Source organism: Pseudomonas sp. TWR1-1-3, assembly GCF_049896805.1.
In the GTDB taxonomy this organism is placed as follows: Bacteria; Pseudomonadota; Gammaproteobacteria; order Pseudomonadales; family Pseudomonadaceae; genus Aquipseudomonas; species Aquipseudomonas bubulae.
In genome coordinates this window covers 91,681-110,868 of record NZ_JAFCUZ010000006.1, presented here as the reverse complement: position 1 = coordinate 110,868, position 19,188 = coordinate 91,681, and the positions used below count along the sequence as shown (strand labels likewise).

Sequence of the window (19,188 nt, the reverse complement as noted above, 5' to 3'; positions counted from 1 at the left end):
CATGGGCTTTAAATTGACTTCACGACGGGTGATCGACAGCTCGGTGGGTATCGTCCTGTTCCTCGCCCTCTGGGAGGCCTTGCCGCAATTGGGTGTGGTCAACCCCGGCTACCTGAGCCCGCCGTCGGCGGTGCTGGGTGCGGTGCTGGATCTGGCCAGCAGTGGCGATCTGATCAAGCACTTGCAGGCCAGCCTGTTTCGTTCCTTTGCCGGACTGCTGCTGGCGATTGCCTGCGGTGTCAGCCTGGGGTTGATAATGGGCTGGTTTGCACGGGTCGAACATGTGCTTGATCCGTTGTTGCAGTTCTTCCGCCAGACCTCGGCGCTGGCATTGTTTCCGGTGTTTATTCTGTTTCTGGGTATCGGTGAACTGTCGAAAATCGCGATCATTTTCTGGGCGTCGTTCTGGCCGATCCTGTTGAGTACCATCAGCGGCGTTAAGCAGGTCGACGGGTTGCTGATCAACTCGGCGCTGTCGATGGGTGCGAACCGCTGGTTTCTGTTTACCAAAATAGTGCTGCCGGCGGCGTCGCCGTCGATCTTTACCGGGATTCGTCTGGCGGGTGCGTATTGCATCACGGCACTGGTGGCCGCCGAGATGATTGGTGCTCATTCCGGGTTGGGCTTCCTCACGCTGAACTCCCAGGAGGTGTTCCAGATTCCCAGCATGTACGCAGGCATTTTGCTGCTGGCGGTGGTGGGTTTGCTGCTCAACTTTTTGCTGGCCTTGCTGGAACGGCGCTTTACCTACTGGCGCCGGGGCTTGCGCCACGGTGGTTAGGTGGCTGGCAGCAGTGGTGCTTGGCGCTGTGTCGCTGGTCGCCTGGCAATGGCCATTGGCACCGGGTGAGATGCCTCGTGGGCCGCTGTTGCAGGCAGCCGAACAGCGCCAGGTCTTGCGTGTGGGCGTACGCAGTTACCCACGGCCGAGCCTGGGGCAAGAGGCGCTGGTGGCTGAGCCGGATGAACTGGACAGTCAGTTGGCCGAGGCCCTGGGGGCTTACCTTGGACTGAAGGTGCAGTTGCAGGCATTGCCGCAGAGTGGCCCGTTGAGTGACGGCCACGTCGACCTGGTCATTGCCGGCAGTCTGAAACTGCCGGTCGAAGCTGACCGGGTGGCGAGCTTGCGGGATTTGCCGGTGCAGTACCGTGCGGGAGCGTTGATTGGCTTGCGCAATGCTCCCGCCCGTCCTGTGCGCGGGCAAAGCGTATGCCTGGCGATGGGTAGCCCGTGGGCGCAAACCCTGCAGCAACAGGGCGCCGAGCTGCGCACTTATGTGTCGTCGATCCGTGCCGCGGTGGCGTTTATGGCGGGCGAGTGCAACCTGCTGGCTGAAGAGCGCAACAGCTTGCAGGCGCTGGCACAGGCACCGGACTGGCGCTTCTATGCGCTGCTACCGCAGACCTTGAAGGCAAGCAGCGACCTGCGGGTTTACCTGCCCGTAGTCGACAGGCAAAGCCGCGCGTTGATCAATGCGGCACTGCGCGACTGGCAGGCCCGTGGCGGCCAGACCCGTGCATGGGAGCTGCGCAGCAATGCGTTGCTGGTAGACAGCCTGAAAATAGGCGACGGGTTGGTGTGTCACTGAGCGATACCACGCCACGGTGGGAGCGGGCTTGCTCGCGATGCAAACGGTGAGGTCTGTCAGGCAAACCGCGTCGATGCCATCGCGAGCAAGCCCGCTCCCACAGGGTTTACTCCGCCACACCAATGCGCCATTGCGCCGGTGGCGGTGTGCCGTTCACCGCAAAATCCCCCACGATGCGACTCTTGTAGATACGCGGGTTATGCGACGACAGCGTGCGCGCATTGCGCCAGAAACGGTCCAGTCCCAAGGGCTTGAGGGTGGCCGATGCACTCAGTGCATCAAACAGATCGCCACTGGCCTTGATGATCAAGTCCGAGACTATGGTTTGCGACTGCGCCACTTCCAGTTCGGCAATATTCACGGCGTGGCTCAGGGCGTGTTCATCATTGCTCAAATGGGCCTGATGGACTCGCTCCAGCGCCTGGAAGTTCTGCGCTGCAATAGCGCCGGCGGCATAGGCCGCGCTGCGCAGGTTGCCCACCACTTGCAGCACTTGCGGGTCGTGGGCCACGCGCGGTGCATTGCCGCTGCTGAAGCTGCGGGTGCGCCTGGCCACATGCCCGGCAGTTTCGTCGGCCAGCGCGCGGCCAATCCCGGTCAGGGTTGCCGTGTGCACAGACTGGAAAAAAGCCGGTGAATAGCGAAAGCGGTTTTCAGCCAGGATCACATTGAGCGGATCCACCGGCACTTCACGAAAATGCGCGGTGCCGCTGGCGGTCAACGTCTGGCCGAAACCGTTCCAGTCGTCGATGATTTCCACCCCCGGATCATTGGTGCGCACCGTCACCGATACGCGCTGTTCATCCGGGTTGTTGGCGCTGACATCGACCCAGTCGGCATACAGCGCACCGGTGGTGTAGAACTTGCTGCCACTCAATTGCCAGTGGCCGCCGTGCAGGCTCAGGCGGGTGCCGAATTCAAGCTGTTTGGCATTGCCCACTTCGCCGGACGCCGGGCTGACGGTTTCGCCACGACCCAGGCGCTCCAGCCACACGCCCTGATACTCAGGGTCGCGACTATTGAGCAGGTTTTCACAAAAACCGAAGTGCCCGCGCAATGATTGCACCAGGTTTGAATCGGCCTCGGCCAGTTCGATCAGCAGGTTGAACAGTTCCGGCAGGCTGGCGCCGGCACCGCCATATTCCTTGGGCACGCGCAGGGTGGTGAAGCCTGCCTCCTTGAGCCATTGCAACTCCTGGAGCGGCAAGCGCCGCTCCAGTTCGCGATCTACGGCTCCTTCACGAATCTGCGCAAAGACCGGCCGATAACGGGCCGCCAATGCTTCGTATCGCGCCGACGGGACGGCGCCCCAGGCAGAGTCAATTTGCGACATGTCGTGCTCCTTGGCGTTGAACGGATTACCAGCCGACGGCAAAGCGCAGGCCGGATACAGGTTGAGGGGCCGGTTCCGGCGCAGCGGCGCCGGGGATCGCCGCCAGCAGGCGACGGGTGTAGGGGTGCCGGGGTGAATGCCAGAGGGTTTGCGGGGTGGCCTGTTCGACAATTTGCCCTTGTTCCATCACCAGAATCCGGTCGGCGAAATAGCGCACTACCGACAGGTCGTGGGAGATAAACAGATAGGACAGGCCCAGCTCTTCGCGCAGCTCCACCAGCAGGTTGAGGATCTGCGCCTGGGTCGAAACATCCAGCGCCGATACCGGTTCGTCGCAGATCACCAGCCGCGGCTTGAGGATCAACGCCCGGGCAATGCCGATACGCTGGCGCTGGCCACCGGAAAACTGATGGGGCAAGCGCGCCAGGCTGCTGCGCGCCAACCCCACGGCATCGAGCATTGCGAAGCGGGCCTGCTGGCGTTGGCCCGGGTCGGTCTGCCCGTGCAGGCGCTGCACCCGATCGAGAATGCTCTCCACGCTGTGGCGCGGGTTAAGCGCCGCGTAGGGATCCTGAAAAATCATTTGCACCTGACGGCGCCAGCCCAGCAGCGACTCGTCCTTGAGGCTGGCGATATCGCGTCCGTCGAATTCGATTGTGCCACTGCGTGCGGGCAGTAAACGCAGCAGGGTGCGACTGAGGGTCGACTTGCCGCAACCCGACTCGCCCACCAGGCCCACGCTCTCGCGCTCGCCCACTTCAAGGCTGATGCGGTCAAGTACGGTGCTGTTGCCATAGCCGGTGGTCAGGTCGCTGACCTTGAGCAGCGCCGGGTTGCCCGTGGGTGCCCGAGGCTGGCGGCCCGGCGCGTAGAGGGTGGACTTGACGCCATAGCGGGTGGCCTGCTCCGGCTGGCGCTCGACATTGATTTCAGCCAGACGGTTACTCAAGTAATGCTGCTTATGTTCAGCCCCCAGCGACGCCTGCAGCAGGCCTCGACTGTAGGGGTGTTGCGGGTGCTCGATCAGGTCGCGGGTCGACCGGCTTTCCAGGGCGTGGCCATCGTGCATCACGATGACCCGGTCGGCGTGCTGGCCGACCACGCCCAGATCATGGGTAATCAGCAGCAGACCCATGCCCAGCTCGCCCCGCAAACGAGCCAGCAACTCAAGGATCTGCGCCTGCACGCTGACATCCAGCGCCGTGGTCGGCTCGTCGGCGATCAACAGTCGGGGCTGGCAGGCAATCGCCATGGCGATCACCACCCGCTGGCGCTGGCCGCCCGACAAGTGCTGTGGGTACTCACGCAAATGCGCTGCCGGGCGCGGCAATTGCACCAGGGCGAACAATTCTTCGGCCCGCTGCCAGGCCTGGCGCCGGGTCAGGTCAGTGTGGGTCAGCAGGATTTCGCTGACTTGCTCACCCAGGGTGAGTACGGGGTTGAGGCTCGACAGCGGGTCCTGAAAGATCATGCCCTGTGCACTGCCCTGCAATTGGCGCCGTTGGCGGGGGGGCATGAACAGCAGGTCGCGGCCTTCGAACAAGACCTGACCGCCCAGCCGGGCGTTGTCCGGCAGCAGGCCCATCAGGGCCAGAGCCGTGGTGGATTTACCGCAGCCGGACTCACCCACCAGCGCCAGTGTCTCGCCGGCTTGCAGGGTGAAACTCAGGTCTTTGACGGCATCGGCGTTGTCGTAGCTCACGCGCAAACCGCGTACGTCCAGCAGGCTCATGGGATATACCGTCGCAGGCGAGGGTTGAGGGCGTCATTGAGACCGTCGCCCAGAAGGTTGAGGGCCAGCACCACGAAGATGATTGCCAGCCCCGGCAGGGCGGTGAGGTACCAGCCGCTGGCGATCTGCTCGCGGCCACTGCCGAGCATGGCGCCCCAACTGGCCTGATTCGGGTCGCTCATACCGAGGAAGGCGAGCCCGGCTTCCACCAGAATCGCCTGGGCAATCAGGATCGAGGTGGTGACCACCAGCGGCGCGAGGGCGTTGGGCAGGATTTCGCGCAGGATAATCGCGCTGTTGCCGAAGCCCAGGCTGCGCGCGGCAGTCACAAAGTCGGCTTCACGCAGGGTACGGAACTCGGCGCGTACCAGGCGTGCCACCGTGGGCCATGAGGAGATACCGATCGCCAGCGCGATAACCCCCAGCGTCGGGTTGCCGATGGCCACGATCACGATCACCAGCAAAAAAGACGGCACGGTCTGGAACACTTCGCAGAGGCGCATCAGCACATCCCCCAGCTTGCCGCCGTGGTAGCCGGCCAGAGCCCCGACCAGCCCGCCGATCAGTACGCTGATCAGGGTGGCGCTGGCGGCAATCAGTAAAGACCCGCGGGCCCCGTGGGCGATCCCGGCAGCTACGTCGCGGCCCAGTGAGTCGCTGCCCAGAAAGTAGCCCGGATCGTCGCCGGGCCACAGCATCGGCATGGCGACCATATCCAGCGGGTCACCGGGGTAGAGCGTGCCCGCCAGCAGTGCCAGGGTCAGCACCAGTGCCAGCATGGTCGCGCCAATCAGCGCCGAGGGATTGCGCAACAGGGCCGTCCAGACGCTTTCGCTGTAGCCGGTCGGAGCGTTTGGCAGTACGGCAGTGGTCATGGGGCAGCTCCTTTTCAATCGGCCTGGATACGCGGGTCGAGCCAGGCTTGCAGCAGGTCGACGGCGATATTGATCACCACCACCAGCATCGATGACAGCAGCAGGATGCCCAGCAGCAGGTTGTAGTCACGGGACATCACCGCCTCGAGGGTGAGACGGCCCAGGCCGGGCCAGCCGAACAGGGTTTCGGTCACGGCGGCGCCGCCGAGCAGGGCGGCGAAATGCAGCCCGGCCAGGGTCGAAACCGGCAGCAGGGCATTGCGCAGCACATGCCGCGACACCACTCGCCATGGCGCCAGGCCCTTGGCCCGTGCGGTGCGCACGTAGTCCTGACGTTGCACTTCGAGCATCGCGGCACGGGTCAGGCGGGCATACAGGGCGATATAGAACGTGGCCAGCGCCAGCACTGGCAGCACGGCGTGCTGCAGGCGATCTAGCAGCCAGGCCGTGCCGTGCAGATCGAGGCCCAGGGTCTGAAAACCGTTGCTGGGCAACCAGCCGAGCTTGACCGAAAACAGCAGCACCGCCATCAAGCCGATCCAGAACCCCGGCGTGGAATACAGCAGCAACACCGCCAGTGACAACACGCGGTCAGGCCAGCGACCGATCCAGGTGGCCATTGCCGTACCGGCGGCGATGCCGATGGCGAGCGCCAGCCCCAATGCGCCGACCATCAGCACCAGGGTATTGGGCAGGCGATCGAGTACCAGGTGGCTGACTGGCAGGTTGAAGCGTGGCGACAGGCCGAGGTCCAGATGGGCCAGTTGGCCGAGGTAGCGTTGCAATTGCTCCAGCAGGCTCAAGTCCAGGCCAAAATGGCTGCGCCACTGCAGCAGGGTTTCGGCACTGGCGCCGCCGGACTCACCGGCCAGCACATCCACGGCGTCACCGGGGATCAGCCGCAGCAGCAAAAAATTCAGCAACAGGATGCCGACTACGGTGGGGATGGCCTGCCACAAGGTGCGCCGTGACAGGCGCCACATTCTGCGCCGTTCAAGCATGGGCGCCTCCGGTGTCAGCCAGGCTGATGTTGGCCAGGCTGCTGTCCAGGCCGTTGGCGTCATCTTCGAAACCGCTGACCCGGGCGTTGTACACCGAGACCTGTTGCTGCATGACCAGGGTGATGGAAGGCACTTCTTCAATCACGATCTTCTGGAACGCCTTGAACAGCTCGCCGCGTTTTTGTTCGTCGGTCTCTACCGCGGCGCTTTCCAGCAGGCGGTCGACTTCGGGATTGTTGTAGTGGGTGCCATTGGAAAACGGCACGCCCTGGCGAAAATTCTTCGACCAGAACAGGCGTTGCACACCTACCGTGGGGTCATACAGGGTGCCCATGCCGACCACGGCAAAGTCAAAGTCGCGGTCGGTGTAGATACGTTTGATATAGGTGGGAAAATCCTGGGCGCGCAGTTTCACTTCGATGCCAATGCGTGCCAGGGCACTGCGCACATAGGTGGCAGTGCGGCTGTAGCTGTCGCCGTAGGGCAGCGGGTCGAGGGTCAGGCTGAAACGCCAGGTGCCTTTTTTTACCAACCCGGCCTTGTCCAGCAATGCATTGGCTGCCTCGGTGTCGAAGGGATACGGATTGGGGCCCTCGTAGACGTAGTTGGCGAAGCTTTTCGGGATCGGTGAATAGCTGGCTTCGGCGTAGCCGTAGTACACCACCTTGCGGATCACTTCGCGATCGAGGGCATGGGCAATTGCCTGGCGCACCTCGAGGCGAGACAACAGCGGGTTATCGAGGTTGAACTCGAGCATGGTCGGGGTAATGGTGTAGCGATAGCCGCGGGTGGTGGCTTTTAAACGGCCGGATTTAGTCAGGCGCTCCAGCTCGCTTAGCGGCACCGGGCTTTGCCCGCCTGCATCCAGCGTGCCGTTTTCAAACGCGGCCAGGCGCGCGGCACCGTCGGGGATGACTTTGAGAATCAGCGTATCGACCACCGTTGCCGCCGGGTCCCAGTAGTTCGGGTTGCGTTCGTACTCGATAAAACTGCCGCGCTCCCAGCGCTTGAAACGGAAGGGGCCGGTGCCCACCGGGGCGTTGTTGTGCAGATTGCTCAGCGGGTCGCCCGAGGCATACAGGTGCTTGGGCAGGATCGGCGTTTCACCGCCGGCAAAACCGCGAATCAAGTACGGCGCCGGCTTGCTCAAATGAACGATGGCAGTGTGGTCGTCGGGGGTGTCGACCCGCTCCAGGTTGGCAAAGGTACTGGAACCCCGGGGGTGAAAACGCTTGATCAGGTCCAGGGAGAACGCCACGTCGGCCGAGGTGAACGGCTCGCCGTCATGCCATTTGACGCCTTCGCGCAGGGTGAAGCGGTAGCTCAAGCCATCAGGGGCGGCCTCCCAGGCGGTGGCCAGTGCAGGGCGGGCATTGAGGGCTTCATCGTAAGTCAGCAGCCCCTCCAGCACCTTGCTGCTGGCGGTGACGCTGGTACCGGCGGTGGTGTTGAAAGAGCTCAGCGAAGGCGGCTCGGGATTGATCAGCAAGTTGAACACCCGGCGTCCGCTGACGGCCTGCCCCGTGGCATCGGCCAGGGCAGTGGGCAGGAACGGCACGCTGGCGCCGAGCGCGGACAGGGCAGACAGGCCAACAACAAATTGACGACGGGTAAAGGGCATGGCGGTCTTCCTGGGGTGGGTTAGCGGCGCAGGCCGGCCTGGCGCAAAAGGGGCAACACGCGCTCGCCAAACTGTTCAAGGTCGGGGGCAAAGTCGAAGAAGCTCAGTTGCAAGCCGTCGATACCGGCCTCTTTGAGGCGGATGATGTCGCGCACCACGGTCTCGGGGCTGCCGACCAGCTGGATATTGCCGCCCACATAACGCTCGGCCGGTTGATGGCCGCGCCAGGCATGGGCATCACTGGCTTCACGGGCATGGCCCTCCAGTGCACCGGGGTCACCTGCGGCCGTGATCGCGGCGTGGACTTCCCAGGCTTCGGCATCGCTGTCGCGGCAAATCACCAGCGGGTTGATCAGGGTGCGCACCTGACGGCCATAGCCACGGGCGGCGTGTTTGATGCGCTGCAAATGCTCGGGCAGTTTCTCCAGCGCGTTTTCGATCTCGGCACTGCCGGGGCTGGTGGTGAACACAATGTCGGAATGCCGTGCCGCGAAGTCGATACCGGCGGGTGAGCCGGTGGCGTTGACCAGCACCGGACGGCCAAAGGACGGTTTGACGCTGACATAGGCCTCTTCGAGCTTGTAATGATCGCCGCTGAAATCGACGTTTTCCTGGCTGTGCCACAGTTCTTGCACCACGCGGATAAATTCGTCGGCCTGGCGGTAACGCTGATCGTGCTCGATGGGGGCCTGACCGAAGCGCCGGTGTTCGCGATGACGATGCCCTGTCACCAGGTTCAGGCCCCAGCGGCCCTTGCTGATATGGTCCAGGGTGGCGCCGAACTTGGCCAGGTGCAGTGGATGCCAGGGGCCATAGAGCACATGCAGGGTAGAGATCAGCAGGATGCGCGAGGTTACCGACGCCAGCGCTGCCTGAGTGATAAAGGCATCCAGCGACTCGTCGTGGTAACGGATATCGCCCCCGTAGCCGCCCTTGCCCAACCATTCAGCGAGGGCAAACACCAGGTCAAAACCCAACTCTTCGGCGCGCAGGGTCAACTGGCGGTTGTAGTCGAAGGTCCAGGTGGTACTGCGTGGCAGTGCCGAAGGGCTCCAGCCACCGGACTGCACCGGCAGGAACAGGCCCAGAAACAACGGTTGTTCAAAGGCACGGGACAGCGGGCTTTGAGGAAAATCCAGAGGGGAGGGCTGACGTGACAAGGCGAAGGCTCCAGGCAGGGGATAGGAAAACGCGGGCTATTCCTGCACTTGCGCAGGGCTGGTCAGCAGGTAGGCGACGGCTTCGCTGTTGTGCGGGTTGCGGTACCGGTGGGGCCGTTCGGCGCGAAACAGGATCGAGTCGCCAGCGTGCAGCACAACCAGTTCGTCATTGATTTTCAGCTCCAGAGTGCCCTCGGCCACCAGCAGGTGGTTTTGCACGCCATGGGGGTTGCCGGGCACTCTTTCCTCGGCCTGGGGCCCCAGGCGCAGCTCGTTGAACGTCACCAGGGGGGCGGCGTGCTCAGGGGGCAGGGCGCGGCGTATAACCATGCCGGCGCCGTCGGGATCGAGGAACTCGGCGATGGACACCTTCAGTGCGGCGGCGACTTTGCTCAGCACCTTGACCGATGGAAAGCTGCGGCCCGCCTCGATCTGCGCAATCATCGCGCGGCGCACACCACTGGCATGGGCCAGTGCTTCCAGGGACAACTGGCGCTTGTCGCGCAAGCGCTGCAGGTTGTGGCTGATACGTTTGGCGACAGGATCGTCGCCCTGTGGATCACGCTCGGGCAAGCTGAAGGGAACGCTGCCGCTGCTGTCGAGAAAACCGGTAGGGATATTCATGGGCGTGAACCTGCAAGTGAGGTGAATGCAGGTGAATTGTCAGGGCCATGGGGGCGACGGCTCATGATGATTCCTTTTCATGCGGTCCGAAAAGTCATGAGATTACCGAGGGTTTTTTAGATCCATAAATAATTAATTCCGACGTTTAAAGACCCGTTTTGAATAAGAGCTACCCTGACAAAACCGCTCTATGGTTATGCCCCGTTGGGCGTTGACCGCCAGAACACGGCTGACTACTGTTTGCGCCACTTGATTTCACGATCACCACGCAGGGAGTCAGCATGAGCGACATTCAATACCGCAACCTGGGCCGCAACGGCGTGAAGGTTTCGCCCATTACCCTGGGCACCATGATGTTCGGCGGGCAGACCCCGGACGACGTCGCCCGGCGCATCACCGACCGCGCTTTCGAGCAGGGCATCAACTCCATCGACACCGCCAACGGCTACAACGACGGTGCCTCGGAAGCCGTGGTGGGCCGTTTGATCGGTGATCGTCGTCAGCACTGGGTACTGGCCACCAAGTTCGTCAATCCCAACCCGGGCGGCAGCGGGCCGAACAACAGCGGGGCCTCGCGCCAGAACGTGATTGCCTCGGTGGACGCCAGCCTCAAGCGCCTCAACACCGACTATATCGACCTGTTCTACCTGCACCGCGAAGACCACGACACCCCGGTGGACGAAACCCTGCGCGCGCTGGATGACGTGATCCGGGCGGGCAAGATCCGTGGCTACGGTTTGTCCAACCACCGCGGCTGGAAACTTGCCGAATTCAGCCGCAGCGCCGACCTGCTGGGCATCCAGCGTCCGAGCGTGAGCCAGCCGCTGTACAACCTGGCCAACCGTCAGATTGAAGTCGAGCACCTGCCGGCGGCGGAGCATTACGGCATTGGCGTGATCTCTTACAGTCCGCTGGCGCGCGGCGTGCTAACCGGAAAATACGACCCCGATCAGGCCCCTGGCCAGGACACCCGCGCCGGGCGCAACGACCCGCGCCTGCAGCAAACCGAATGGCGCCCCGAGTCCCTCAACCTGGCCCAGCGCATTCGTGACTATGCCGAAGGGCAAGGCATTACCGCAGGCCAGTTCGCTTTGGCCTGGGTGCTGAATAACCAACTGATCACCTCGGCCATTGCCGGGCCGCGAACTGAGCAGCAATGGGAAGACTATGTGCCAGCGTTGAACTACAGGTTCACCGCGCAGGACGAAGCCTTTATCAATGATCTGGTGGTCACCGGGCACTCGACGACACCGGGCTACAACGACCCGAGCCATCCGTTTTTCGGACGCAAGTCGCGGGTGTGAAACCCCGGCTGTCAGATATAAAAACGCCTTCGGGCGTTTTTTTGTGAGCGCGATAAAGCCGCCCTCAGCCCAGACCCTTGGGGCTGCGGATTTTAAATAAAACTAATTATTTACCACCTTTGCCCTCGACTTGAGCCATAGCCTTTTTGCTCCATTTCGTTAAACAGGCCAGGCGCCATGACCCATGTGCATCACCACACGCCGTCACTGACGGCGGTTGACCCCAGGGGCTTGAGTGTACGCAGGGTGCAATACCACCGTCTGAGTGCACAGCAGAGCCCCCGGGCGCGGATTCACGAAACTGTCTTTGGCGCCACCGGTTTTGTACTCGGGCAGTGGGACCCGCGATTGGGGGCGTTGCGTCGTCATGGGGCCACAGTCGCGGCCAATCAACGCCAGATTTCCAGCCTTTCAGGGCTGGCGTTGCGCACTGACAGTGTCGATAGCGGATGGCACATCACTCTGTTTGGCGTCGCGCAGCAGATGCGCAAAACCTGGAACGGGCGCGGGCATCAGCAGTGTTTTGACTACGATGCCCAGTCCAGGCTTGTGGCCGTTCATGAACAGCGCAGTGATGAGCCCCACGGCCGATGTCTTGAGCGTTTTACCTACGGGGCGGCCGATTCAGCGGACAGGGCGCGGAACCGATGCGGCCGTCTGGTCCGCCATGATGACCCGGCTGGCAGCGTCATCAACGAACATTACGATTTGACCGGCGAGGCAAACAGCCAGTCGCGGCGTTTCTGCCAGGCCCCTGAAGCGCTCGACTGGCCTGAGCCGCAAGCGTGGCGCGATCGACAATTGGAGGCTCGGCATTACCTGACGGCCTGGCATCGCAATGCGCTGGGTGAACTGCTCGGGCTGCGTGATGCCAGGGGTAACCGGCAGCGCCTGGAATATAACGTTGCAGGGGAACAGGTACGTGTTGGCCTGCTTACGGCAGGTGGCAAGTCAAAACTGTTGGTGGATGAGCTGGTCTACAACGCCGCCGGGCAAGTGACCAGCGAGCGGGCAGGCAACGGTGTTGTCACCCGGGCTACTTACGCTGACGATGATGGCAGTTTGCGACGGTTGCAGGCCAGTCGCGGGGGGGCACAGGGTGGTATCTTGCAGGATCTGGCCTACACCTACGACCGGGTGGGCAATGTGACCCATGTGGTGGATGGCGCTCAACCGACCACCTGGGCCAGCAACGCGATGATCCAGGCTTCGAGCACTTTTACCTACGACACCCTCTACCAACTGGTCAAAGCCAGCGGACGAGAAAATGCGCGCCACCCCGGTGGCGCCAGTACCCCTGCGGCGGTGCTCTTCGACACGACGGACACGCAGCAATGGCGCAACTACACGCGGCACTATCAGTACGATGCCGGCGCCAACCTGGTACAGATGCAGCATGTACCTTCTGCCGGCCAGGGCTACACCCGGCGTATGTCCGTGTCACAAACCAGTAACCGCAGCCAGATGATTGAGCCTGGTTCTCTGCTGGCTTCAGGCGAGGCGTTTGATGCCTGTGGTAATCAACGGGTCTTGGTGCGTGGTCAGGCCCTGGAGTGGAATGTGCGCAATCAACTGTGCCGTGTCACCAGCGTGCAGCGCACCAATGGTGAGAATGATGAAGAAGCCTACGTCTACGACGGTCAGGGGCAGCGGGTTTTCAAGCGTAGAACGACCCGGGCCGCAAACCTCACCCATGTGGATGAAGTGCGTTATTTGCCGGGGCTGGAGCTGCGCCTCAACCGGGCCACGGGAGAGCGCTCAAGTGCCTTGACGCTGCAAGCAGGCCGCACCGGGGTGCGTTTACTTGCCTGGGAGCAGGGGTTGCCCGATGGGGTCGAGAATGAGCATGTGCGCTTCAGCCTTTGCGATCACCTGGGCAGCGGCGTACTGGAGCTTGATGAGCGCGCGGCACTGCTCAGCCAGGAGGGTTTTTACCCGTTCGGGGCGACGGCATGGTGGGCGGCGAAAAGCGCGCTTGAAGCCACATTCAAGACCCTGCGTTACTCGGGCAAGGAACGCGATGCGTCCGGGCTTTACTACTACGGTTTGCGTTATTACGCGGCCTGGCTCCAGCGTTGGATCAGTGCAGACCCGGCAGGGACCATCGACGGCTTGAATGTTTATGCCATGGTCGGTAACAACCCGATAAATCGGATAGATCCTGATGGGCGGGAAGAAGATCTACCCCAACGCTATCGGGTCGTTGCCGGTCTGAGCCTGATCGTCATTTTTACCGCCCTTGGCTATGCCTTGGGCTGGCTGTTTAATGCTGCTCAAGCCGTTGCAGGACTGGGGGCAGTGGCAGGCTCGGCACTCTTTGCCTTGAACCGGTATCTGGATTTGGCCGAGGCGCAACAGCCAGCACCAGGCCTCACGGATGCGCAGGAATATGAGCTGGCGCAAAGCGTCACGGAAAAAGCCCTGGAGTTTGCCCGGGACATGGCGCTGAGCCCTGAAGAAACAGTCAAGCTGGTCAACTTTTTTTACAGCCAGCACAGTCAGGTTCTGCAGAGCACAGGTGTGGCGTTGGCGGTTTACCCCACCGTGCGTGGTGACCTATACGGATATGTCGTGGGCGTCGAGTATCGGGAGCGTTTGCGCGCTGTAGTGGCATCAGGGCGGCCACCCACCCGTGAGCTGAGGCATCTGGGCGTTCGCAGTCTGTTGCTTCGTGCCCACCGGGAACCACAGGCCGCAGGCCCCTCGAGTGCCACGGGGACACCCGAGGCAACGGCCATGACCCGACTGCCCGGTAAAAGCGCGGCCGCAAAAAAACAGCCCCTGCAAAGCGCGAGGCCGGTCGCCGCTGCGCTCCCGCCCCCCCGTTCGCCTGCCGCCCTGACGATCGATGATTCAGCGGTGACACCTTTGCCAGCGGGCTCTGCGGGTATCAGTATTGCCCTGACCTTGAGCCATTTGCGCGAGGGGCGTTTGCGGTCGATTAACTGGCACCCCCATAGCGATCGATTAATGTCCGCTGACCTTATTGGCTATAACAACAGCCGCAGGCGAGGCGCCTGGCGCCTGATGTTCGAGCGCACGGGGAGCGCTGCCTACCGCGTTGTGGGGATACGAAATCCGCACTGAGGCACATACCCTTTTGAGTCGGGTGCTGTGTTTGCCGGCAGCGGGGCTGGCCAGTTGGTTCAACTCGGTTCCTTCAGGCAGTACCGGCTTGGCACCTCGCCCAGCACCCGGCGAAAGACGCTGGTGAAAGCGCTCGGGCTGCTATAGCCCAGATCGGTCGCCACTTGCGTAACGGCCTCGCCATGGCCAAGGCGCACCACCGCTGCCAACAGGCAGGCTTGCTGGCGCCATTCGACAAAACTGATGCCGGTTTGCTGGCGAAACAGGCGGGTAAAGGTACGGCGGCTCATGCCAACCTGCCGGGCCATATCATCAATCCCGATATCCAGCGACGGCTGCTCCAGCAGTGTGCGGCAGGCCCGCGCCAGCCTGGGCTCACCCGGTAGCGGCGCATTGAGCGAAAGGGGTGGCATCTCGGCTATTTCGTGGAGCAGCAAATTCATCAGCAGCCCCTCTCTGCGGGTTTCGTCATAGAGCGCAGGAATATCCGTGGCCTGGATCAATAACTGGTGCAGCAGCGGCGATATGCCGAAAACCTGACAATGCGCCGGCAGGCCAAGGCGCACAGACGCGGGCTCGCGGATATAGGTGTTCAGCATCGTGACCGGGCCGTTCATGCTCATTTCGTGGGGCACCCCTGCCGGTACCCAGATGGCCCGTTGCGGCGGTACCACCCAGTTGCCCTGGTCGGTAAACACCGTGATGACACCGCAGGCGGCATAGGCAAACTGCCCGCGGTTATGCCTGTGCAGGGCAAAGCGCTGCCCGTCGGCATAGTCAATGGCCGTGACCACAGCGTCGCGGGGGATATTTTCGCAGGTGTCGGATTCAAATTCGCCCATGGCCCGAATTTAATGATCTTTGACCTGATAGTGCAAGCGGGCCGATGCGGCAAGTGTGCATAGTGGCATTTTGGTTGGCGCATGACGCCGCCCGCCTTGCCACTGGAAGCCCCCCACCTATGCAAAAGAAACATCTGATCCTGGCCGTGCTGGTGACGGCCGTTTGGGGGCTGAACTTCCCCATCACTAAACTGGGCCTGGCAGCTATCGATCCGCTGTTGCTAACAGCGCTGCGTTTTACCCTTGCGGCGTTGCCGTGGGTATTTTTCGTCAAACGGCCGCCGATTGCCATCAAGTGGCTGGCTGCTTATGGCTTGATTTTTGGAGTGGCCATGTGGGCCCTGATCAATCTGGGTATTGAATGGGGCGTGCCCCCAGGAACCGCTGCGCTGCTGATCCAGTTCAGTGCTTTTTTCACCTTGGGCTGGGGGGTATTGCTGTTTCGCGAGCGTCTGGGCTTCGGCCAGATACTGGGGATGGGGCTGGCACTGTTGGGGTTGATCAGCATCATTGTGGCCAGCCCCGGCCGGGGCACGACCCTGGGTTATGGCCTGTTGCTGATCAGTGCTCTGAGCTGGAGTATCGGCAACGTCATTATCAAACAGTCGAAAGTGCGGGAGATGTTCGCCTTTGTGGTGTGGGCCAGTGTGTTTGCGCCGCTGCCGCTGTTGGCTCTTACCTGGCTTGCCCACGGATCTGCGCCTTTTACCTCTTTAGTCACCCACTTTGAGTGGGTGGCGTTGTTTTCCCTGTTGTTTCAGGTCTACGCGGCGACGCATTTCTGTTACTGGGGCTGGAATCTGTTGCTTCGCGAGTACCCGGTATCCAGGGTGGCGCCGCTGTCCCTGCTGATTCCGGTTTTCGGGATCGCAGGTTCGATGCTGCTGCTGGGGCACAAGGTTGGGTTCAATGAAGGGCTTGCGATTGTGCTGATATTGGCGGCGCTGGCAGTGGGGTTTGTAAAAGGGCCGGAGCTTAGTCCGAGATTTCAGTTACCGGGATGGCCTGGTCGTCAGAAGTCTGCGCGGCGCTTTTCTTCTCTCGACGATCGTTGATCCATTTGCCGACCTGTGCCGGGAACTCGGCGGGGGATTTACGGCCGACCTTTCGGGCAAGATCAAGAATGGTTTGTTGGGCCAGGGCCTCTTCCATGCGCTTTTGTGCCGTCATCATCGCCGCGTGAACCGAACAGTGGCCGTCCAGCGCCCAGGCAGGCGGCGAGCCTTCGAAGAGTGCGCAGCGGCCACGAATTTCCCGGCAATCGAAAATAAGCTTTTGGCCGTCGATAGCGTTGACGATATCGAGAATGCTGATTTCGTCAGCAGGCCTGGCCAGTTTGAATCCGCCGCGCACGCCTTCGGTGGCCACGACCAGTTTGGCCTTGGCCAGCTTGGTGAAGATCTTCGCCAGATAGTCCTGAGGTACGCCTTGCAACTCTGCAAGATCACGCACGCTCGCCTCACGGCTTTCGCCGCCATCGCCTACCAAAAAGAGCAGGCAGTGAATGCCGTACTCAACGCCCGCGCTGTAAAGAGACATCAAAATCTCCGACTGAATTAGTCGCATATTTTAGCAGTGATCAGTCAGGCGAGCAACGCTCCTTGGGCGTGACAGCAGTGGCATGGACCCCAAATAAAGATTGCTCTCTGTAACTACGACTAACATAGTCGCCGTTATTGAGGTTCGGTGGTGATCGTCATTCGGGGTTGCTTTGCTCGGGCTTCTCATCAGGGGATAAAAAATGAAACAGCAGATTCTGATTATTGGCGCAGGCTTCGGTGGCATGTGGACCGCTTTGAGTGCAACGCGGCTGTTGGATATTCACGGCCACAACCAAGTCGAAGTGACCGTGCTGGCCCCCCAGGCCGAGCTGCGCATACGCCCGCGTTTTTACGAGCCTGAAGCGCACCGGCTGGTCGCGCCCATTGGCGAACTGCTCGACGCGGTAGGTGTCACCTTTATCAAGGGCGCTGCAGAGACCATCGACGTGCAGCAAAAACATGTGGTTTACACCGATGCTGCAGGCGCCAGACAAATTCGTCCCTACGACAAACTGGTCCTGGCTACTGGCAGCGGCCTTGCGCTGCCTGACACCCAAGGTGTGGCGCAATATGCCTTCGACGTGGACCAGATCGAGCAAGCCATACGCCTGGAAAACCACCTCAAATCCCTGGCAGAACTACCACCAAGCCGTGGTCGCAACACGGTGGTTGTGGCGGGCGGAGGCTTCACCGGCATTGAAACGGCAACCGAAATGCCGGCCCGTCTGCGCGCCATACTGGGCGAGCATGTAGATATGGAAGTGATCATCGTTGATCGGGGTGAAAAAGTCGGGGCTTCACTGGGCGCCGAAATCAGCCAGTCGATCGCCGAAGCCAGCGATGAGCTGGGGGTGACCTGGCGCTTGAAATCGTCTGTGGTAGCCGTCGACGAGCAAGGCGTAACCCTGGGTGATGGTCAACGAATCGAAGCGAAAACAGTGATCTGGACCACCGGTGTACGGGCCAGCTCGCTGACGGCGCAAATCCCGGGGGAGCGTGATGGGCTTGGGCGTCTGCATGTGGACGCGCACCTTCAAGTCAAAGGTCAGCAAGACATCTTCGCCACCGGCGACGTGGCTTATGCCGCCACGGATGACCTGGGCAACCATGCGCTGATGACCTGCCAGCACGCCATCGTCCTAGGGCGCCACGCGGGCAATAACGTAGCTGCGCAGATACTGGGCGTGGCCCCGGTTGCCTACAGCCAGCCCAAGTACGTTACCTGCCTGGACCTGGGTGGCTGGGGAGCGGTCTACACCGAAGGCTGGGATCGCCAGGTCAAGTTGACCCGCCAGGAAGGCAAAGCGCTGAAGACACAGATCAATACGGTGTGGATCTACCCGCCGGCTGCCGACCGCGATGTAGCCTGGGCGGCAGCGGACCCATTGATACCGATTGCCTGAAATATCAGAGGGCTTAACCCTGCGCGCTTTCAGTGGCCGGGCGCAGGATATCGCGGCACCCCAGTTCATGACTGATATCCATGCGCCGATGGGCAATACGCCAGCCGTCTGATGTTGAAACCCAGCGATCCTGATATTCGGCCAGCGATTCATAGGTCAAGCTTTGCATACTGCCGGCGCCGCGATGGGCTGCGCGGACATAGATGCGGCTCACGATCGTTGAATCGCTGGACTCGACCAACAGATTACCGAGCAAGTGCTGCGAAGGCCCGCAGCCCTCAAGGTGCACACGAATCATGGCCACAATCGGCCCGCGACCTTGAAGCTGATGCAAACCGCCATAGTCGGCAGTCGCTTCCTTGAGGAACACATCATCCATGGCAGCCCAGTCGCGCTGATCACAAGCCCGTGCATAGCGAGAAAGGACTGCATTGAGCTCGCGCTCAAGCAGCAATTGTTTGATGTCCATCATGCCCCCTTTAATTCAGTCTGCCGGTTGGGTTGGCGCTGAGCTGATGCTCGGCCTGACTGGGGGAGGGGCTCATCGTTCGTTTGGACTATTTGTGGTGGGGGTGGGGGATATCGGCTTGATGGCATTGGATTGCGTGGGTTTATTGAATTTCAGGAACAAAAAAAGACGTCTTGGGACGTCTTTTTGTGCCGGGGTAAGTTGAACTTATTAAGTAAGATTATGATTTATATAATTAATGTCTTTTTTGTTTTTTGCTTGGAATGCCCTACAAAAAATGCCTTTCACTATTACCACCCGTTTTGGCGAGAGCAGGACCAATAGTTAAGGGATTAAGGTTTAGCAGGGCGCTTATGGGGACTAGAGATCGGCTTTTTGGCCTTGATTGCAGGCTTTTTTGATGTGGCCCTTTTCGCCGGAGGCTTGGGCGTCAATTTCTCGATGATTTCCTTACGGATATTCAAACCAGTGCGTCTAAGCCTATGGCTGGCGGCCATTAAACTGACTTTACTGCAAAACGGGATGGCGATTGTGCCGTCAACATACCTGTGACGCATGATCCCATAAACAACTGTGTAATAGCCCCGATCCACCTCACGCTTGCGCC

16 protein-coding genes are annotated in these 19,188 nt (G+C 61.3%); 6 read left to right on the top strand and 10 right to left on the bottom strand.

Annotated features, from left to right (window positions below; genetic code table 11):
• Position 1 precedes the first annotated feature (1 nt).
• Together ACP7BE_RS21530 and ACP7BE_RS21525 are read left to right on the top strand one after the other, a co-directional pair.
• Positions 2–781 carry an ABC transporter permease gene (locus ACP7BE_RS21530; protein ID WP_095020661.1) on the top strand — a complete coding sequence of 260 codons (780 nt, stop codon included), beginning with the start codon at positions 2–4 and terminating at the stop codon, positions 779–781.
• 28 nt (positions 782–809) lie between these two features.
• Positions 810–1,589, top strand: a complete 780-nt coding sequence (locus tag ACP7BE_RS21525) for an ABC transporter substrate-binding protein (RefSeq protein WP_238705569.1) — start codon at positions 810–812, stop codon at positions 1,587–1,589.
• A gap of 106 nt (positions 1,590–1,695) precedes the next feature.
• Here the strand turns inward: ACP7BE_RS21525 and ACP7BE_RS21520 are convergent, their stop codons facing one another.
• The 7 genes from ACP7BE_RS21520 to ACP7BE_RS21490 are packed head-to-tail and all read right to left on the bottom strand — an operon-like array spanning position 1,696 to position 9,935.
• The gene (locus tag ACP7BE_RS21520) at positions 1,696–2,922 is read right to left on the bottom strand and encodes an acyl-CoA dehydrogenase family protein (protein ID WP_317757236.1); all 1,227 of its coding nucleotides are present in this window, start codon (positions 2,920–2,922) and stop codon (positions 1,696–1,698) included.
• Between the two features lie 25 nt (positions 2,923–2,947).
• A complete protein-coding gene (locus ACP7BE_RS21515) occupies positions 2,948–4,654 on the bottom strand; it encodes a dipeptide ABC transporter ATP-binding protein (RefSeq protein ID WP_426107186.1) in 1,707 nt (568 codons plus the stop codon).
• On the bottom strand, positions 4,651–5,529 hold the full coding sequence (locus ACP7BE_RS21510; RefSeq protein WP_095002515.1) for an ABC transporter permease: 879 nt from the start codon (positions 5,527–5,529) through the stop codon (positions 4,651–4,653). Before ACP7BE_RS21510 ends, ACP7BE_RS21515 begins: the two co-directional genes overlap by 4 nt.
• 14 nt (positions 5,530–5,543) lie before the next feature.
• Positions 5,544–6,530 carry an ABC transporter permease gene (locus ACP7BE_RS21505; RefSeq protein ID WP_426107183.1) on the bottom strand — a complete coding sequence of 329 codons (987 nt, stop codon included), beginning with the start codon at positions 6,528–6,530 and terminating at the stop codon, positions 5,544–5,546.
• Positions 6,523–8,151: an ABC transporter substrate-binding protein gene (locus ACP7BE_RS21500; protein ID WP_130872487.1), complete on the bottom strand. Its 1,629-nt coding sequence runs from the start codon at positions 8,149–8,151 to the stop codon at positions 6,523–6,525. The genes ACP7BE_RS21505 and ACP7BE_RS21500 overlap by 8 nt, the downstream gene beginning before the upstream one ends.
• A gap of 20 nt (positions 8,152–8,171) precedes the next feature.
• The gene (locus ACP7BE_RS21495; RefSeq protein ID WP_095039273.1) at positions 8,172–9,311 is read right to left on the bottom strand and encodes an LLM class flavin-dependent oxidoreductase; all 1,140 of its coding nucleotides are present in this window, start codon (positions 9,309–9,311) and stop codon (positions 8,172–8,174) included.
• A 36-nt stretch (positions 9,312–9,347) separates the two neighbouring features.
• Positions 9,348–9,935, bottom strand: a complete 588-nt coding sequence (locus ACP7BE_RS21490; protein ID WP_095020666.1) for a helix-turn-helix domain-containing protein — start codon at positions 9,933–9,935, stop codon at positions 9,348–9,350.
• A 281-nt stretch (positions 9,936–10,216) separates the two neighbouring features.
• On the opposite strand from ACP7BE_RS21490, the gene ACP7BE_RS21485 reads away from it, so the two are divergent.
• Complete coding sequence (locus tag ACP7BE_RS21485; protein WP_153328213.1) at positions 10,217–11,239, top strand: aldo/keto reductase; 1,023 nt, start codon at positions 10,217–10,219, stop codon at positions 11,237–11,239.
• A gap of 177 nt (positions 11,240–11,416) precedes the next feature.
• On the top strand, positions 11,417–14,326 hold the full coding sequence (locus ACP7BE_RS21480; protein WP_426107180.1) for an RHS repeat domain-containing protein: 2,910 nt from the start codon (positions 11,417–11,419) through the stop codon (positions 14,324–14,326).
• 59 nt (positions 14,327–14,385) lie between these two features.
• On the opposite strand, the gene ACP7BE_RS21475 is transcribed toward ACP7BE_RS21480, so the two are convergent.
• Positions 14,386–15,168 (bottom strand): AraC family transcriptional regulator, encoded by a 783-nt coding sequence (locus tag ACP7BE_RS21475; RefSeq protein ID WP_095027131.1) that lies wholly within the window; start codon positions 15,166–15,168, stop codon positions 14,386–14,388.
• A 119-nt stretch (positions 15,169–15,287) separates the two neighbouring features.
• Here ACP7BE_RS21475 and ACP7BE_RS21470 point away from each other — a divergent pair, with 119 nt between their 5' ends.
• Positions 15,288–16,223 (top strand): EamA family transporter, encoded by a 936-nt coding sequence (locus ACP7BE_RS21470; protein ID WP_426107177.1) that lies wholly within the window; start codon positions 15,288–15,290, stop codon positions 16,221–16,223.
• Here the strand turns inward: ACP7BE_RS21470 and ACP7BE_RS21465 are convergent.
• The gene (locus ACP7BE_RS21465; protein ID WP_095002523.1) at positions 16,144–16,707 is read right to left on the bottom strand and encodes an RrF2 family transcriptional regulator; all 564 of its coding nucleotides are present in this window, start codon (positions 16,705–16,707) and stop codon (positions 16,144–16,146) included. The two genes, ACP7BE_RS21470 and ACP7BE_RS21465, sit on opposite strands and share 80 nt — an antisense overlap.
• A gap of 202 nt (positions 16,708–16,909) precedes the next feature.
• Here ACP7BE_RS21465 and ACP7BE_RS21460 point away from each other — a divergent pair, with 202 nt between their 5' ends.
• Positions 16,910–18,112 carry an NAD(P)/FAD-dependent oxidoreductase gene (locus tag ACP7BE_RS21460; protein ID WP_426107175.1) on the top strand — a complete coding sequence of 401 codons (1,203 nt, stop codon included), beginning with the start codon at positions 16,910–16,912 and terminating at the stop codon, positions 18,110–18,112.
• Positions 18,113–18,125: 13 nt separating this feature from the next.
• Here the strand turns inward: ACP7BE_RS21460 and ACP7BE_RS21455 are convergent, their stop codons facing one another.
• Positions 18,126–18,581, bottom strand: a complete 456-nt coding sequence (locus ACP7BE_RS21455; protein WP_426107173.1) for a nuclear transport factor 2 family protein — start codon at positions 18,579–18,581, stop codon at positions 18,126–18,128.
• Between the last annotated feature and the right edge of the window lie 607 nt (positions 18,582–19,188).

Excerpts from the sequence above, each read along its gene's own strand:
- ACP7BE_RS21530 (WP_095020661.1), top strand. The coding sequence starts at position 2 with ATGGGCTTTAAATTGACTTCACGACGGGTGATCGACAGCTCGGTGGGT.
- ACP7BE_RS21520 (WP_317757236.1), bottom strand. The coding sequence starts at position 2,922 with ATGTCGCAAATTGACTCTGCCTGGGGCGCCGTCCCGTCGGCGCGATAC.
- ACP7BE_RS21515 (WP_426107186.1), bottom strand. The coding sequence starts at position 4,654 with ATGAGCCTGCTGGACGTACGCGGTTTGCGCGTGAGCTACGACAACGCC.
- ACP7BE_RS21510 (WP_095002515.1), bottom strand. The coding sequence starts at position 5,529 with ATGACCACTGCCGTACTGCCAAACGCTCCGACCGGCTACAGCGAAAGC.
- ACP7BE_RS21505 (WP_426107183.1), bottom strand. The coding sequence starts at position 6,530 with ATGCTTGAACGGCGCAGAATGTGGCGCCTGTCACGGCGCACCTTGTGG.
- ACP7BE_RS21500 (WP_130872487.1), bottom strand. The coding sequence starts at position 8,151 with ATGCCCTTTACCCGTCGTCAATTTGTTGTTGGCCTGTCTGCCCTGTCC.
- ACP7BE_RS21490 (WP_095020666.1), bottom strand. The coding sequence starts at position 9,935 with ATGAATATCCCTACCGGTTTTCTCGACAGCAGCGGCAGCGTTCCCTTC.
- ACP7BE_RS21485 (WP_153328213.1), top strand. The coding sequence starts at position 10,217 with ATGAGCGACATTCAATACCGCAACCTGGGCCGCAACGGCGTGAAGGTT.
- ACP7BE_RS21480 (WP_426107180.1), top strand. The coding sequence starts at position 11,417 with ATGACCCATGTGCATCACCACACGCCGTCACTGACGGCGGTTGACCCC.
- ACP7BE_RS21475 (WP_095027131.1), bottom strand. The coding sequence starts at position 15,168 with ATGGGCGAATTTGAATCCGACACCTGCGAAAATATCCCCCGCGACGCT.
- ACP7BE_RS21470 (WP_426107177.1), top strand. The coding sequence starts at position 15,288 with ATGCAAAAGAAACATCTGATCCTGGCCGTGCTGGTGACGGCCGTTTGG.
- ACP7BE_RS21465 (WP_095002523.1), bottom strand. The coding sequence starts at position 16,707 with ATGTCTCTTTACAGCGCGGGCGTTGAGTACGGCATTCACTGCCTGCTC.
- ACP7BE_RS21460 (WP_426107175.1), top strand. The coding sequence starts at position 16,910 with ATGAAACAGCAGATTCTGATTATTGGCGCAGGCTTCGGTGGCATGTGG.
- ACP7BE_RS21455 (WP_426107173.1), bottom strand. The coding sequence starts at position 18,581 with ATGGACATCAAACAATTGCTGCTTGAGCGCGAGCTCAATGCAGTCCTT.